The organism is Lactococcus allomyrinae (genome assembly GCF_003627095.1).
GTDB lineage: Bacteria > Bacillota > Bacilli > Lactobacillales > Streptococcaceae > Lactococcus > Lactococcus allomyrinae.
The window spans coordinates 853,257-868,841 of sequence record NZ_CP032627.1 but is presented as its reverse complement, the minus strand read 5'-3'; the positions used below and the strand labels follow the sequence as shown (position 1 = coordinate 868,841).

The following is a 15,585-nucleotide window of genomic DNA, read 5'->3' as shown; positions in this document are numbered from 1 at the left end:
TCTGTGGTAAACGAAACAGAGCCTCAAAGGAGAAATAAAATGTCACGCAAACCAATTATCGCTGGTAACTGGAAAATGAACAAAAACCTTAAAGAAGTTTTTGCATTCATGGCTAATATTGATGGCAAATTACCATCGGAAGATAAAGTAGAAGTAGCTGTGGCTGCCCCTGCAATGTACCTTGTACCACTTGTTCATCATCGTGGAAAAAATCCACTTAAAGTTTCAGCTGAAAATGTTTACTTTGAAAATTCGGGTGCATTTACAGGCGAAATTTCACCTGCAATGCTCGCTGCTGAAGGGATTGAATATGCAATTATCGGTCACTCAGAACGTCGTGAATATTTCCATGAAACTGATGAAGATATCAACAAAAAAGCTAAAGCTCTTATTGCTGCAGGCGTGACACCAATTCTTTGCTGTGGTGAAACTTTGGAAACATTTGAAGCTGGCAAAACAGCTGAATGGGTTTCAGGTCAAATCGAAGCTGGTCTTGCTGGCATTGACGGTAAAGATGTTGCTAACATGGTTATCGCTTATGAACCAATTTGGGCAATTGGTACAGGTAAAACTGCAACAGCTGAGATCGCTGATGAAACTTGTGGTGTTGTCCGTTCGACAGTTGAAAAACTTTATGGTAAAGAAGTTTCAGAAGCCGTTCGTATTCAATATGGTGGCTCTGTAAAACCAGAAACAGTCGAAGAATTAATGAGCAAAGAAAATATTGACGGAGCGCTTGTAGGTGGTGCGTCACTTGAAGCCGATTCATTCCTTGCTTTGCTTAAAATGTATATGTAATCTGGAAATTTCGTTTCGGATTAGTAAAGTCTGTCAGTATACTGACAGACTTTTTTATATTAATTCTGCTCTATCAGCAGTTGAATTAGCGAGTCATGAAAGTGATTGTGTGCTGTGAAATTGAATTGCACCATTATTTTAAAACTAGGGTGCTGACAGAAATCTGTCAGTAAGCAAAAAGTGAAGTTTTTTGATAGTATGGAAGATACGGGACAAAAATAGAAATAATATGGGGAGAACAATTATGTGTACTAGTTTTCAAATGAAATCAAGTGATGGAAGCTTACTTTTTGCAAGAACTATGGATTGGCATACTTTTAGTGCTGAACCGCTTGTTTTACCTAAAAACTATACATGGAGAGCAGTGTATGATGGAAATCTGATTACAAATTTATATACGATTTTAGGTGTGGGCCGTGATTCACCAGAGCATCATGCGGATATTTCTGATGGAATCAATGAATTTGGTCTAGCAGCACAAAAATTAACATTCTCTAATCATTCGGAGTATTCTGTCAGTGCTGACAGAAATAAAATTCAACTTGCAGCTTTCGAATTTGTCATGTGGATATTGGGAAATTGTCAGTCAGTAGCTGATATTCGAGAAAAAATCAAAAATGTCCAACTTATGACAGATGACCATGCAAAAATGAAGTATGGACGTAATGATTTACATTTTTCAGCGACTGACCCAACTGGACAAATGATAAATATTGAACCTAGAGAAGGAAAGTTAGTGATTATTGATAATCCAATCGGTGTGGTGACTAATGCTCCAAAGTTTGAGCGTGAAGTTGAGAAATTGGCTACCTATATGGACTTATCAGAGCAGGCTGTCGGTTTAAATCACATTTCTACAGGAAATTTCAGTGGTAAACCAGTATTTCCGGGAGGATTCACACCAACTTCTCGGTTTATTCGTGCTGCTATTTTTAAAGAAAGAGCGATATTACCTACAAATGAACAAGAAAATGTAATTGAAACTTGGCATATTTTGAATGGTGTGACTGTACCAAAATCAGATGGTCGCTCAGATACCTATACTGTCTATCGAAGTGCAGTAGATGTCACAAGTCGTAGACTTTACTTGCAACGGTATAATGATTTGAGTATTACAAGCTATCGTTTTCCAGAATAGATAAAATAAAGGTAGTCAGAAAACTTGAAGTTTTAAAATAGAAAATTAGGATTTATCATGCATTTATTTGTAATTTTAGGGGCACTTATTTCGCTGTCCTTTTCAATTTCAACAGTCATTGCCATTATACGAGGAAGAGTGAAACCTAATCGGGTAACGTGGCTTATTTGGGCGATTGCTCCTCTTATTAGTGCCGCGGCGGCGATTTCTAGCGGTGTGACTTGGGCAGTTTTGCCTGTTTTTATGTCAGGCTTTGGTCCTACACTTGTTTTTACAGCCTCTTTTTTAAAAAAAGAAGCTTATTGGGGAATTGAGCGTTTTGACTATATTTGCGGTTTCGTTTCGATTTTAGCATTAATTGCTTGGTACCTCACGAAAGATCCTAGTGTAGCAATTATACTTGCTATCTTATCTGATGTGTTAGCAGGGTTACCAACTTTGTTTAAAGGTTGGCGCTATCCAGAAACAGAAAATGGTTTTCTTTATCTAGGAACACTTTTTTCAGCAAGTACAACTTTTACTGAAATCAAAAATTGGAATTTAGCAGAAGTTGCTTTTCCAACTTATCTTATCCTACTTAGTTTAAGCTTTTTTATCGTCATAGAGGGCAGAAGAAGATATCTAAAAAAGCACCGTGGCGCACAATGAATACCTTTGAGAAAAGCGAATAATATGATACAATAACATTGAAAAGTAACATGATTGAAATTTAATGTCATTGATATAGGGGTGCTATGGATTTATTCAGAAAAAAGAAAATTGGGCTAGAAAAAACCGAACTTGAACGTAGTTTGAACAGCATGGACTTAGTTCTATTAGGACTCGGAAGTATGGTAGGGACGGGTATTTTTACCATAGTAGGTCCTACCATTGCTAAAGTTGCAGGACCTGCTTTGATGATTTCGATTGTTATTGCAGCAATTGCAGTAGCATTATCTGCCTTGATTTTCTCAGAATTCTCATCTCGAATTCCAACTCAAGGTGGACCGTACGGCTATCTTTATGTTGTGTTTGGAGAATTTCCTGCTTGGATTGCAGGGTGTTTATTAATTGGAGAATTTTTCACAGCTATTTCAATTACAGCAAGTGGACGGGGAGGATATATTAAAAGCTTGTTTGGTTTGAAATTACCGACAGTTTTTAATGGACCGTTAGGGTCAAGTCAGCATTTTTCAATTGATTTGATTCCAATGTTGGTCATTGCAATAATAACAGCTTTAGGATTTTTAAGTGCTAGAGCGATGTTGCGTTTCAATAATATTCTAGTGATTTTAAAATTGACTGCGTTGATTGTTTTTATTGTCATTGGAGTTTTCCATTTGAATCTGGATAATTGGAATAATTTTGCACCTTTTGGTTGGTTAGATCTTCTTAGTGGTAATGGTGTAACAGCAGGTGCAGCTTTAATGTTTATGGCATTTCTCGGTTTTGAAACAGTATCCGCCTCAGCCGATGAAGCACGATATCCGAAAAAGACGATGCCTCAAGGAATATTGGGTGCTTTATTTGTTACAGCAACTTTATATATTTTAGTCACAGTAGTGTTGACGGGGATGATAAATTACACTAAGTTAGATGTTCCAGATGTCTTAGCGTTTGCTTTGCGCTCGGTGGGGTTAACATGGGTGGCAAATCTTATCTCTGTTGTTGTTATGCTTACCTTGATTACTGTAGGAATTTCTATGGCGTATGCTTTGGTACGGATAATCTATAGTATTAGTCGGGATGGGCTTTTACCAAAGCGTTTAAGTAAGATATCTGGAAAATATAAAGTTCCCCAAAATGCGACTTTACTAATGGGGATAGGAGCAATGCTTAGTTCAGGTCTTTTCCCAATCGGTAAACTATCAGAATTTCTAAATTTAAGTACTCTCATTTATTTGATGATGCTTTCTTTAGGAATTATTAAGTTACGTCGTGATTTTGGAACACCTGATAAGGGGGAGTTTAAGGTTCCTTTTGTTCCGATACTCCCTGCCCTATCTTTTCTGATAAGTTCAGTTTTAATCATCCAATATCACTGGACAACTTGGCTAACCTTGCTTATTTTATTAGTTATAATCACTATTATCTATTTTCTATATGGCTATAAGCATTCAAAATTAAGCAAAATAACAAAGTAATAGTGTTCAATAAAAAGTAACCCCCACTATCTAAAACCTGTTTACAGTATTATTAAATTTTTAAAGAATCATTTAAACCTGATTTTCTGTTATAATGAACTTATGCAATTTTTGATATTTATTGGAGCGGCGGTATCGCTGGTTTTTAACATTCCTTATGCCTGGGCAACTATTACTGGTCGTGTAAGACCTAATAAAGTGTCTTGGCTCTTATGGACGATTGCCCCTGCAATCGGCTTTTTTGCTGCACTTTCAAAAGGGTGGACTTGGGGACAATTTCCTGTCTTGATTTCTTTCTCAACAACGGCATTAATTTTTATATGTTCCTTTATTAATAGAAAATCTTACTGGGCGATTGAACGTTTTGACATTATGTGTGGTGCTGTGTCAGTTTTGGCATTATTAGTATGGGGAGTGACGAGTAATCCTAATCTTGCGATTTGTTTTGCAATTTTGTCAGATATAATGGCAGCGATTCCCACAGCGATAAAAGCATGGCATTATCCTGAAACAGAGACATGGGAGCCCTTTGCTGCGGGAGTATTTAATGCAGGGACAGGATTTTTTGCGATGACGATTTGGACTTTTACAAGTTTGGCATTTCCAATTTATTTAGTTATTATTAACGGAATACTTGCGTTAATCATTTTACGGAAGAAAATTTGGAAAGGGAAAGTAAATGTCTGAAAAACCTCTAGCCGCTTATGTTCATATCCCATTTTGCTCACATATTTGTTATTACTGTGATTTCGCAAAAGTGTTGATGGAAGGACAGCCTGTTGATGATTATATTGATGCACTTATTGCAGAATATCAAGCTTATGATATCAAAGAATTAAAAACACTGTATATTGGTGGAGGAACTCCAACAGTTCTTTCGGCACAACAGTTAGATAAACTTCTCTCAAAACTTACGGAGCATCTAAATCTTGAAGTTTTAGAAGAGTTTACTGTGGAAGCTAATCCGGGTGATTTATCTGAGGAAATTATCGAGGTTCTTGCTCAATCAAAAGTTAATCGAATTTCGTTGGGCGTTCAAACTTTTGATAATAAACTACTCAAAAAAATTGGAAGAACTCATACTGAAGCACAAGTTTATGAATCCATAAAAAAATTGAGAAATGCCGGTTTTGAAAATATCACAATTGATTTGATTTATGCGCTTCCAAATCAGACAATGGACATGGTTAAAACTGATGTTGAAAAATTTCTTGCATTAAATTTACCACATGTTGCACTCTATAGTTTAATCTTAGAAGATCACACGGTATTTATGAATAGGCAGCGTAGAGGACTTTTGCGATTACCAAATGAAGATAAAAACGCCGACATGTATGAATATATCATGGATATCTTGGCGCAAAATGGCTACAATCATTATGAAGTGTCTAATTTTGGAAAGTCTGGTTTTGAAAGTCAGCATAATCTTACTTATTGGGATAATGCTGAATATTATGGTGTTGGTGCTGGTGCTTCAGGATATTTAGAGGGGATTCGTTACAAAAATCATGGACCTGTTCACCATTATCTTGAGGCAACTAATAAGAGAGTTAGTGAAGAAGTTTTGTCAAAGAAATCAAAGATTGAAGAAGAAATGTTCCTTGGTTTACGAAAGAAAACAGGTGTTTCTGTAACGAAATTTGAATCAAAATTTTCTTTATCTTTTGAAGAACTCTATGGTAAACAAGTGCAAACATTAATTAATCAAGGGCTTCTTTATGATGACCATGAACAAATTCGTATGACAGATAAAGGTTTTGAATTAGGGAACAATGTTTTTGAGGCGTTCCTTCTTGAATCTGGAGAGTTTTGATGACATTTGATGAAACTTTTGTTACAATATAGTTAATGAAACCTAAAATGAGACGTAAACTGAAAGCGTTAGGAGCATTTTTTTTCTTAGCAATCATGGTTGGAGTTATTGCGTTACTTGGTTTAGTCAGGATACGTCCTATTTCTATTTCCAAGTTGTCCGATCCTAAAATTGTAATGAGCGATATTCTAAATGAAAAAATTCTAGATTTGAATAAACCAGTAGTTGATTTATCAGGCTGGCAACCTCCTAATGAAATTGATTATAATACACTGAGTCAACACATTATTGGTGCAATTATTCGTGTTAACGGTTCCTATGGGCAGGCAGATAACTCTGCAAATAAACACGGAGAAGATACTGCATACCAAACCCATATTAAACAACTTCAAGAGCGAGGAATTCCTGTGGCAGTATATGCATTTGTTACAGGAAAAACAGAAGCTGAGATGAAAAAGCAAGCGAAAGATTTTTATCAAAGAGCAAGTGTTTATCATCCAACCTATTACTGGCTTGATGTTGAAGTTACGAATATGAAAAATATGAATGAAGGAATTGAAGCCTTTCGTTCAGAATTGCAAAAGCAAGGGGCAAAAAACATTGGAATCTACGCTCAAGATTGGTTTTTAAAAGCAAACCAAATAAATGTAGGCAAGTTTGATGCAATTTGGATTGCAGCTTATGGACGTAATACAGGTGTGTGGGATGCATCGCCAGAAACAAGTTTAGATTATGGTATACAGCAATATACTGATAAGGGAAGTTTACCTGGTTACAAGGGAAATCTTGATTTGAACATGGTGCTTAATCAGGAAAGTTATAATAAACTTTTTAAAAACAAGAAATGATTTCTTGTTTTTTTTATTTTCTCAATAGTTAAAAATTATCACAAGTTTCAAAAAATCTGATGTCTTAGACATTTTTTTCATGTTAAAATTTTGAATATATAAAAATTAAAGTGATTACTTTCATCAGTGGGAATGTTTTGTGCCAGAAATGTTAGTAGCACTAATTAAGTTAATGGAAATCAGGTAAAGATATGACAATTACTGCACAACGTGGAAATGAACTCCGAGCAAAAGGGTGGCGACAAGAAGCGCTTCTGAGATTATTGGAAAACAATCTTGAAAATGGGGAAGACCCAGAAAATTTGGTGGTTTATGGCTCAATCGGGAAGGCAGCGCGTGATTGGCCAAGCTATCATGCGATTGTAGATATTTTAAAGCAGATTGAAGAAGATGAAACTCTGATTATTCAATCTGGCAAGCCGATTGGTCTCCTAAAAACTCACAAAGATGCTCCACTTGTCATCATGGCATCCAGTAATTTAGTTGGTCATTGGGCAAACAGTGAAGAATTTTATAAGCTCTATGACCAAAATCTGACGATGTGGGGAGGATTGACTGCAGGAGATTGGCAATACATTGGCTCTCAGGGAGTGATTCAGGGGACTTACGAAATCTTTCAAGCCATCGCAAGAGAACATTTTGAGGGGGATCTTGCAGGGAGATTTATACTAACGGCAGGTTTGGGTGGAATGTCGGGTTCACAGCCCTTGGCTGGTGTGATGGCTGGCGCCGTGATATTAGATGTCGATGTGGATGAGACTAAGGCAGATAAGAGGATTGCGACAGGCTTTTTACAAAGAAAGACGTATGATTTGGAGGAAGCTTTGGCTTGGGTTGATGAGGCATTAAGCACTAAAAAGCCACTTTCTATTGGCTTAATCGCTAATGCAGCAACAATCTATCCTGAACTGCTTAATCGTGGCATTATCCCTGATATTGTTAGTGACCAGACGGCAGCACATGATTTGCTCTATGGTTATGTCCCAGAGGATGTTGGGCTGTCTGAGCTTGCAGCATTACGCAAAACCAATCCAGAAGAAGTGATTGATAAAGCCGGTAAGAGTCTTGCTAAAGAAGTTCGTGCGATTTTGGATTTTAAGGAGCAGGGAGCCATCGTATTTGATAATGGAAATAATATCCGAACTCAAGCTAAGGCTTATGGTGTAGAAAATGCCTTTGAGATTCCTATTTTTACAGAAGCATTCTTACGCCCACTGTTTGAAAGGGCAATCGGCCCGTTCCGATGGATTGCTCTATCTGGTGAGGTACAGGATATTGAGTTGATTGATGAATATTTGCTCAAAAATTTCTCAGATAATGAAATCGTGACAAATTGGATAAAATTAGCTGGGAAATATGTTCCCGTACAGGGCTTGCCTGCTAGAATCAGCTGGCTAGGGCATGGAGAGCGCACGAAGTTAGCTTTAGCGGTCAATCAGCTTGTCGCAGAAGGAAGATTAAAAGCACCTGTGGCCTTTACGAGAGATCACTTAGATGCTGGAGCGATGACACATCCTAATATTATGACTGAACATCTCAAAGATGGCTCAGATGCAATTTCTGACTGGCCGTTAATCAATGCAATGGTGGCAAGTAGTTCAAAAGCAGATTTGGTTGCTATTCATGCTGGAGGTGGTGGCTACGCTGGTTATATGCAGTCCGCAGGATTAACAATTGTCGCAGATGGCACATCAGAGGCGGCTGAACGTTTGAAGTTGGCTTTGGACAATGATACGAGTCTTGGTGTTCTGCGTTATGCGGACGCAGGCTATGAAAATGCATTAGATGAAGTGAAGAAAAAGGGAATTCGGAGGGTAGAACTCTAATGGTTAGAAAATTAACGAAAAAAGATGTATTGGCAGCGGTAAAAGGTGGCGCAGTTTTTGCTTCTGGTGGTGGGGCGTTTTATGAGCATGGACTTAAGATGGGATATGCTGCTTTGGCTTTAGGAGATGTTAATCTCATTTCGATTGATGAGTTGCCTGATGATGCCACTTTATTGACTCAAACGGCGATTGGTGCACCTGCTGGAACTACGGATTGGCAAATGCAAGGGAAGGACTATATCAAAGCAGTCCAGTTAGTTCAGGAACAAATATCTGAAAAAATTGTCGGTTTGTGGACACCACAAAATGGGAAGTCCTCATCAACAAATGGATGGATAACAGCTGCTGCTTTGGGTTTATATATTGTTGATGTGACGGGAGATATTCGAGCTCATCCTACTGGAGAAATGGGAGATATTGGGGTAAACTCTAGAGCAGACTATATCACAACTCAGGCGGCAGTTGGAGGTAAGCATGAAACAGGAAAGTATGTTGAAGTGGTAGTCAAAGGAGCTTCAAAAACGACATCAAAGATATTGCGCGCAGCTTCTGACCAAGCTGGTGGCTTTATTGCGACAGCGAGACATCCTTTGCCTGTGAAATATGTTAAAGAAAATGCAGTGATTGGTGGCTTATCGAAGGCAATTAATCTAGGATATCGTATTCTTGCGGCTGAAGGAACAGGTGCAAAAACTGTTATTAACAATATTGCTCACGCAACGCAAGGAGAGGTGATTACTACGGGGTGCGTTGTATCAAAAGAAATGTCATATACTACTGAAGCCTTTGATATTGGGAAAATTCAAATTGTCAGTGATAATGGGCATCGGTACACAGTTTATGCGCAGAATGAGTTCATGGCGATTGAAAATGAAAACGGAGAAAGAATTTCTACTTATCCTGACGTTCAAACGATTTTTCGTGCGGAAGATGCTTTCCCATTATCCACTAATGAAATTGAAAAAGGACAAGAAGTAGTGTTATTCAAGATTGATAAATCTCATTTTCAACTTTCAACTGGTGTAAAAGACGCTGGAGTATATCCAGATGTAGAAAAAGCATTAGGGATTGAGCTTTACAAATATTCATTTCCAAATGATGAAAATACTGGGGGAGAAGAATAGTGAATCCAAGAAGAAGAAATTTATTTTTTGCTCTTTTACTTCTAATTGTGATTAGTTTGATTGGGGGATTAAGTTGGAAAAATCATAATAAAAAAGTGTCGGCAAGTTCGCATCAAAAAGTGGTGATTATTGGGAGAATCGCAGGAACGAAAAAAGACGATGCCATATGGGAAGTAGTTACAAAGCAGGCAAAAGAAAAATATGGAATCAGTTTGAAATATAAATTTTTTACTGATTATTCTCAGCCAAATGTGGCTTTATCGAATGGAAGCATTGATTTAGATGCTTTTCAGATTTATGCTTTTTTGGATAACTGGAATAAGGCACATCATTCTAAATTGGTCTCAATAGGAGATTTATGGATTACACCTTTGCATTTGTTCTCTGAGAAAGTTAAATCAGTCTCTGATTTACAAGATGGAGCAACAATTGCTGTACCTAATGATACTTCAAATGAAAGCCATGCCCTTCATCTTTTGGAAGTTGCTGGATTGATTAAGTTGAATGTATCGGATTCTGCGCTAGCGACCATTCAAAATATTTCTGATAATCCAAGACATCTGAAAATAAAGGAGTTAGATGCGGCGCAGACAGCACATGCTCTTGGCTCTATAGATGCTGCAGTAATCACGAGAAACTTTGCGGATACTGCAAAAATTCCACTATCAGAAGCTATTTTTTCTGAACCACTAAAAAATTATTCTAAGCAGTGGGTGAGCTTGGTTGCTGCAAATAAAAAATATGAACATAATAAAACTTATGAAGATGTGATTAAAGCACTTCATTCTCCTGAAGTAGCTACTGCGGTAAAAAAGAATTATTCAAATGGAGAATTGTTGCCAGCTTGGAAATTCAAGACAGCAAACTAAAGGGGAGTGGTTAAAGAGGCTGATATTAGTTATCATAAATGATAGGCTAAGAAAGGAGTTTTATGGCACATAAAATTATTTTGACAGGATTTGACCTTCAAATCGTCGATGTGTTAAGAATTGCCCGCGAAGATTATGTGATTGAACTTGATTCAAAGTCTATGCAAAATGTTCGAAAAGCACGGCAAATTGTGCTTAAAAAAGCAAATGGAACAGAAAGAATTTATGGCTTAAACACGGGTGTCGGGCAAAATAAAGATCAACTCATCGCTTTAGATTCTTTTGAAAATTTCAATCGGAATTTGATTTATTCTCACTTAGTGGCGATTGGCGAGTTGGTTCCAGAAGTTCAAGCGCGTGCTGTTGTCTTGATAAAGCTCCATTCGTTTTTACGTGGCAATGCTGGTGTCGGCGAGGAAATCATCTTTCTTTTAAAGGAATTGCTTAATCGTCATATCACTCCTGTGATGAAGGCAACATCGTCAATCGGAGAAGCAGATTTAGGAACGCTGGCTTTTCTTGGTCTTGTTTTGATGGGAGAAGGCGAGGTTTATTATCAAGGGAGGATTTTGAAAACAGCAGAAGTCTTTGAGAAAGAGGACCTAAAAGCGGTGGTATTGGGTGTAAAAGATGGCTTATCTATTGTATCTTCTAACGCTTATTCGCAAGCTTTATCTATTTTTGCGATTGATGAGATGAGGCGGCTTTTATCAAATATGGAATTGATTTATTCGCTGACTTTGGAAGCTGTTGATGGAAATATTACGCCATTTTTGTATTATCGTAAGACGGCTCCTGAGGGAAGTGGTTATCGGCTTGCTGCTGAGAAAATTTTGACAAACTTGACAGATTCTTATTTGCTTGAAAATCATCAGCGTAAGTCAATGCAAGACCCACTTTCTTTTAGAAATTTTCCTAGTGTTGTGGCAAGTCTTTATGATGCTTTGGCTTATTTGTCAACGATTGTTTCGACAAATTTGACGGTTTCTGATGAAAATCCTTATGTTGATTTGGAACGTGAGGAAATATTATCAACGAGCAATTATGATACGACATCAGTCGCACTAGCTCTCGAAATGGTAAACACTGCACTGTCACAGCTTGCACGAATGAGTGTTTTCAGAATCATCAAGTTGGGGGATTCAAGTTTTACTGATTTGCCACGATTTTTGGCAGCAAATGAACAAATGCTGGGATTTCAAACCTTGCAAAAAACAGCTGTGCGATTAGAAGTACAAATCAATGATTTAACCAATACAACGATTAATAATTTTTATCCGATTTCTTCTGGGATTGAGGATTATGCAACAAATTTACTTCTGATTTTGTCAAAAAATGCACAAATTCTTTCTTATTTTAATTATATTTTAGCGATTGAGGGGCTGTCAGCAGCGCAAGCGATTGATTTACGTCATGTCAAACGACTTGGTGCCGCAAGTCAACAGCTTTATAGTAAATTTAGAACACTTGTTCCATTTCTTGATCGAGATTATAATCTATCAGAATTGGTTGAGAAAATTGCTTCTGAGTTGATTGGAAATACTTTGGGTATTGCTGCTTCATTTGGCGCAGCGCAATTATAGGATATTATTTTAAAGAAAAAGATGCTTTTTCTTGATATTTTTAATTTTAAAACATACACTTAATATACCTTATTTTATTAAAGTAGTGGTTTGAAATCTGTATGTCGGTTCTTTGACTTATTAGTGCTGCTTAACATTTAAATGTGTCGTTTAAATGTTAGATTTATATTCTATAAACCGCGTTTTGCACTTGGTGTTTATAGTGTGGTGGAGTATTGCAGTTCATCGAATAGGTCTTGATTTTATTGATAGGAGAATTTATGAATCAATTTTTACAAACAGTATCACAGCAAAAAGGAGAGATCTTACAGGCTATTTTTGAGCATTTGTCAATGTCTTTACTTGCCTTATTGATTGCTGTACTTATTGCTATCCCCTTAGCGATTTTAGTGGCACATAGGCGACGTGCGGCAGGGATTTTGCTTCAGGTGACGGGTGTTTTTCAAACTATTCCTTCACTTGCTATTTTGGGACTTTTGATTCCTTTTGTGGGGATTGGTGTTGTGCCAACTATTATTGCGCTGATTGTTTATGCGCTTCTGCCTATTTTTCAAAATACTTATGTCGGGTTGGCGGAGATTGATCCAGCGCTTCTGGAGGCGGCAGATGCTTTTGGCATGAGGCGTTATCAGCGCTTGATTCGTGTTGAGCTGCCTCTGGCGTTACCTGTGATTATTTCTGGTATTCGTACAGCACTCGTCTTTATCATAGGTACTGCTACACTTGGTGGTTTGATTGGTGCTGGGGGTCTCGGAACTTTTATCATGTCTGGGCTGACCAACTATAATTATAATCTTGTTTTGATTGGGGCGCTTGGCTCTGCGCTTTTGGCGATTGTATTTTCAAGTCTTTTAGGTTATTTGTCGAAGCGTCGTCCACGTGTTGCGATTGGAATTTTAGTCTTGCTTGCTTTGGTAATTGGCGGGGTTAATTTGGCACAGTCAGACCTATTTGATTCTTCTGCAAAGTCAAAAGAAACCATCGTGATTTCTGGAAAATTAGGAACAGAGCCTAATATTTTGGATAATATTTACGCTGGCTTGATTAAGGAATATGACCCTAATGTTAAAGTCACTTTGAAAGAAAATTTGGGAAACACGACTTTCTTATTTAGTGCTTTAAAAGACGGAAAAGTTGATATTTATCCTGAATTTACAGGAACGGTGCTTGAATCTTTGGTCAAAACGCCAAAATCAATTGCTGACAAAAATCTGTCAGCAAATGAAACTTATGAAAATGGTAAAAAGTTGTTGTCAGAGCAGTTTGACATGACTTACAGCAAGCCGTCAGAGTTTCAAGATACTTATGCGATTGCTGTCAAAACATCATTTGCCAAAAAATATCATCTTAAGACGATTGCGGATTTAGCAAAGGTTGAAGATACGGCAAAAGTCGCTTTTGATGCAGAATTTATGGCACGAAGTGATGGATTTGCTGGTCTAAAATCAACCTATGGCTTAGATTTTAGCAAGGTTTCAACGGTGGATAATTCGCTTGCTTATCCTGCGATTAATTCTGGGAAAGCAGACATTATTGATGTCTATTCAACGGATTCTGGAATTAAGCGCTATGGCTTGACCGTGCTGACAGATAGCAAACATCTCTTTCCAAAATATCAGGCAGCACCACTTATGAAAACGAGTTTTGCGGATAAAAACCCAGAGATTGTCAATATTTTAAATAAGTTGAACGGAAAATTGACCGATGAACAAATGAGAACGATGAATTATCAGGTCGATGTTCAGCACAAGACGGCGCAAGAAGTTGCCACGCAATTTCTGAAATCGGAAGGATTGGTGAAATGATGACAGAAGCAATTATTGAGTTTAAAGGCGTTGGGCTTTCTTATGGCGACAAAAAAGTCGTGCAGGGGCTTGATTTTAAGATTGAGAATGGTGAAATTTTTGTCCTCGTAGGACCGTCAGGTGGTGGTAAGACCAGCACGCTAAAAATGATTAACGCACTGGTTGTACCAACCGATGGAGATATTTATTTTTCGGGTAAGCGGATTAAAGATTATGATTTACAAAATTTGCGTCTGAGGATTGGTTATGTTTTGCAACAAATCGCATTATTTCCTAATATGACGGTGCAGCAAAACATTGAGCTGATTCCAGAGTTACGCGGTTGGGATAAGGCAAAACGCCATGAGCGGACAGATTATTTGCTGAACAAAGTCGGGTTGGAGGCGGATAAATATAGAGGGCGTTATCCGCATGAGCTTTCTGGTGGTGAGCAGCAGCGGATTGGCATTTTGCGTGCGATTGCAGCGGAGCCTGATTTGATTCTGATGGACGAGCCGTTCTCAGCGCTTGATCCGATTTCGAGGACGGCATTGCAGGATTTGATTCTTGACATTCATGATGAGCTTGGAACAACGATTGTCTTTGTGACGCACGACATGAACGAGGCGTTAAAAGTTGGCACACGGATTGCTGTGGTCACGGACGGTACGATTGCCCAGCTCGATACACCCGAAGCCATCAAGAACAATCCAGCGACTGAGTTTGTCAAATCATTCTTTAGCGCAGCGAACTTTTCTCAAAAGTACACTTTGCGTGATGTGTTAAGTAAAATCAGTCTTGTCAATACTAAGCAACCTACAGAGCTTGCTCTGTCAGTGCTGACAGATTTATCAGTGGCTTATGAACATCTTGTCAGTACTGACAGCATTGCAATTTTTGATGAAAATGAGCAATTTCTTGGAAATTTGACGCGTGAGAATGTTTTTGAGTTTCTGTCAGTAGCACAATAGTACTGACAATTTGCAGCTTTTCTTGAGTTATGTTATAACTGAATTTGCAACACAAGAAGCTGGAGGGAAAAGGCAAAATGAAACCTGCTCTGAGTAGAAGCATATTTTTCTATTTCTCTACGCTTCTTGACGGTGTTGCGCACATCTTGATATAATAAATCTAAAACTTGAAGGATGATTAATCATGACTGAAAAATTTACTAGACCAAGTAAAGATGAGTATTTTAAGGAAATTGTGCAAGTTGTTGCTAAACGCTCGACCTGTACTCATGCGCAAGTCGGGGCGCTTTTGGTGAGCCCGAGCGGACAATTGCTTTCAACAGGCTACAATGGTGCGGTGTCTGGGATGCCACATTGCACAGATGTTGGTTGCACAGAAGATAAATATGGACATTGTGTTGCAACAGTTCATGCGGAGCAAAATGCAATTGCACAAGCAGCAAAGCATGGTGTTTCACCTGAAGGAGCAATTTTATATACTACACTTTTCCCCTGTTTGGCCTGTTTAAAACTCGTGGTTGCGGCTGGTGTAAAGGAAATCAAGTATATTGAAGAATATCATGCCAAAGACCCTTACGAAGAATTTTTGCTTGACACTTTGTCAATTGAATGTCAACAAATTTGAAAGTAGCGGATGCATAAAAGATGAGCGACTTTATGAAAGTTACTCATTTTTTTGTTAAAATAGATGTGGTTGCATTTCATGTT

The 15,585-nt window shown here is 37.9% G+C and carries 14 protein-coding genes; all 14 read left to right on the top strand.

Annotation, left to right across the window (positions count from 1 at the left end; all coding sequences use genetic code 11):
• Positions 1-39: 39 nt before the first annotated feature.
• The 14 genes from tpiA (at position 40) to D7I46_RS04080 (ending at position 15,502) form a co-directional block, all read left to right on the top strand.
• Positions 40-798: a triose-phosphate isomerase gene (tpiA, locus tag D7I46_RS04145; protein ID WP_120771740.1), complete on the top strand. Its 759-nt coding sequence runs from the start codon at positions 40-42 to the stop codon at positions 796-798.
• Positions 799-1,042: 244 nt separating this feature from the next.
• Entirely contained in the window at positions 1,043-1,936 is an 894-nt protein-coding gene (locus D7I46_RS04140; protein WP_120771739.1) for a choloylglycine hydrolase family protein, read from the top strand.
• A gap of 57 nt (positions 1,937-1,993) precedes the next feature.
• Complete coding sequence (locus D7I46_RS04135) at positions 1,994-2,584, top strand: hypothetical protein (protein ID WP_120771738.1); 591 nt, start codon at positions 1,994-1,996, stop codon at positions 2,582-2,584.
• 86 nt (positions 2,585-2,670) lie between these two features.
• Complete coding sequence (locus tag D7I46_RS04130) at positions 2,671-4,059, top strand: APC family permease (RefSeq protein ID WP_120771737.1); 1,389 nt, start codon at positions 2,671-2,673, stop codon at positions 4,057-4,059.
• 102 nt (positions 4,060-4,161) lie between these two features.
• On the top strand, positions 4,162-4,746 hold the full coding sequence (locus tag D7I46_RS04125; protein ID WP_120771736.1) for a hypothetical protein: 585 nt from the start codon (positions 4,162-4,164) through the stop codon (positions 4,744-4,746).
• Positions 4,739-5,872 carry a radical SAM family heme chaperone HemW gene (hemW, locus tag D7I46_RS04120; protein ID WP_120771735.1) on the top strand — a complete coding sequence of 378 codons (1,134 nt, stop codon included), beginning with the start codon at positions 4,739-4,741 and terminating at the stop codon, positions 5,870-5,872. The genes D7I46_RS04125 and hemW overlap by 8 nt, the downstream gene beginning before the upstream one ends.
• 47 nt (positions 5,873-5,919) lie before the next feature.
• A complete protein-coding gene (locus D7I46_RS04115) occupies positions 5,920-6,720 on the top strand; it encodes a glycoside hydrolase family 25 protein (RefSeq protein ID WP_338033595.1) in 801 nt (266 codons plus the stop codon).
• 191 nt (positions 6,721-6,911) lie between these two features.
• The gene (locus tag D7I46_RS04110; RefSeq protein WP_120771733.1) at positions 6,912-8,546 is read left to right on the top strand and encodes a urocanate hydratase; all 1,635 of its coding nucleotides are present in this window, start codon (positions 6,912-6,914) and stop codon (positions 8,544-8,546) included.
• Complete coding sequence (locus D7I46_RS04105) at positions 8,546-9,670, top strand: DUF917 domain-containing protein (RefSeq protein ID WP_120771732.1); 1,125 nt, start codon at positions 8,546-8,548, stop codon at positions 9,668-9,670. Before D7I46_RS04110 ends, D7I46_RS04105 begins: the two co-directional genes overlap by 1 nt.
• A complete protein-coding gene (locus D7I46_RS04100) occupies positions 9,670-10,539 on the top strand; it encodes a MetQ/NlpA family ABC transporter substrate-binding protein (protein ID WP_120771731.1) in 870 nt (289 codons plus the stop codon). The genes D7I46_RS04105 and D7I46_RS04100 overlap by 1 nt, the downstream gene beginning before the upstream one ends.
• A 62-nt stretch (positions 10,540-10,601) precedes the next feature.
• On the top strand, positions 10,602-12,122 hold the full coding sequence (locus D7I46_RS04095; protein ID WP_120771730.1) for an HAL/PAL/TAL family ammonia-lyase: 1,521 nt from the start codon (positions 10,602-10,604) through the stop codon (positions 12,120-12,122).
• Between the two features lie 260 nt (positions 12,123-12,382).
• Positions 12,383-13,927: an ABC transporter permease/substrate-binding protein gene (locus D7I46_RS04090; RefSeq protein WP_120771729.1), complete on the top strand. Its 1,545-nt coding sequence runs from the start codon at positions 12,383-12,385 to the stop codon at positions 13,925-13,927.
• The gene (locus D7I46_RS04085) at positions 13,927-14,877 is read left to right on the top strand and encodes an ABC transporter ATP-binding protein (protein ID WP_120773283.1); all 951 of its coding nucleotides are present in this window, start codon (positions 13,927-13,929) and stop codon (positions 14,875-14,877) included. Before D7I46_RS04090 ends, D7I46_RS04085 begins: the two co-directional genes overlap by 1 nt.
• Positions 14,878-15,061: 184 nt before the next feature.
• Positions 15,062-15,502, top strand: a complete 441-nt coding sequence (locus D7I46_RS04080; protein ID WP_162930829.1) for a deoxycytidylate deaminase — start codon at positions 15,062-15,064, stop codon at positions 15,500-15,502.
• The last annotated feature ends 83 nt before the right edge of the window (positions 15,503-15,585 follow it).

What these genes read in the sequence shown, in the direction of transcription:
- D7I46_RS04110 (WP_120771733.1), top strand. Translation starts at nt 6,912, where the DNA reads ATGACAATTACTGCACAACGTGGAAATGAACTCCGAGCAAAAGGGTGG.
- D7I46_RS04115 (WP_338033595.1), top strand. Translation starts at nt 5,920, where the DNA reads ATGAGACGTAAACTGAAAGCGTTAGGAGCATTTTTTTTCTTAGCAATC.
- D7I46_RS04125 (WP_120771736.1), top strand. Translation starts at nt 4,162, where the DNA reads ATGCAATTTTTGATATTTATTGGAGCGGCGGTATCGCTGGTTTTTAAC.
- D7I46_RS04085 (WP_120773283.1), top strand. Translation starts at nt 13,927, where the DNA reads ATGACAGAAGCAATTATTGAGTTTAAAGGCGTTGGGCTTTCTTATGGC.
- D7I46_RS04090 (WP_120771729.1), top strand. Translation starts at nt 12,383, where the DNA reads ATGAATCAATTTTTACAAACAGTATCACAGCAAAAAGGAGAGATCTTA.
- D7I46_RS04105 (WP_120771732.1), top strand. Translation starts at nt 8,546, where the DNA reads ATGGTTAGAAAATTAACGAAAAAAGATGTATTGGCAGCGGTAAAAGGT.
- D7I46_RS04095 (WP_120771730.1), top strand. Translation starts at nt 10,602, where the DNA reads ATGGCACATAAAATTATTTTGACAGGATTTGACCTTCAAATCGTCGAT.
- D7I46_RS04080 (WP_162930829.1), top strand. Translation starts at nt 15,062, where the DNA reads ATGACTGAAAAATTTACTAGACCAAGTAAAGATGAGTATTTTAAGGAA.
- hemW (WP_120771735.1), top strand. Translation starts at nt 4,739, where the DNA reads ATGTCTGAAAAACCTCTAGCCGCTTATGTTCATATCCCATTTTGCTCA.
- D7I46_RS04130 (WP_120771737.1), top strand. Translation starts at nt 2,671, where the DNA reads ATGGATTTATTCAGAAAAAAGAAAATTGGGCTAGAAAAAACCGAACTT.
- D7I46_RS04135 (WP_120771738.1), top strand. Translation starts at nt 1,994, where the DNA reads ATGCATTTATTTGTAATTTTAGGGGCACTTATTTCGCTGTCCTTTTCA.
- D7I46_RS04140 (WP_120771739.1), top strand. Translation starts at nt 1,043, where the DNA reads ATGTGTACTAGTTTTCAAATGAAATCAAGTGATGGAAGCTTACTTTTT.
- tpiA (WP_120771740.1), top strand. Translation starts at nt 40, where the DNA reads ATGTCACGCAAACCAATTATCGCTGGTAACTGGAAAATGAACAAAAAC.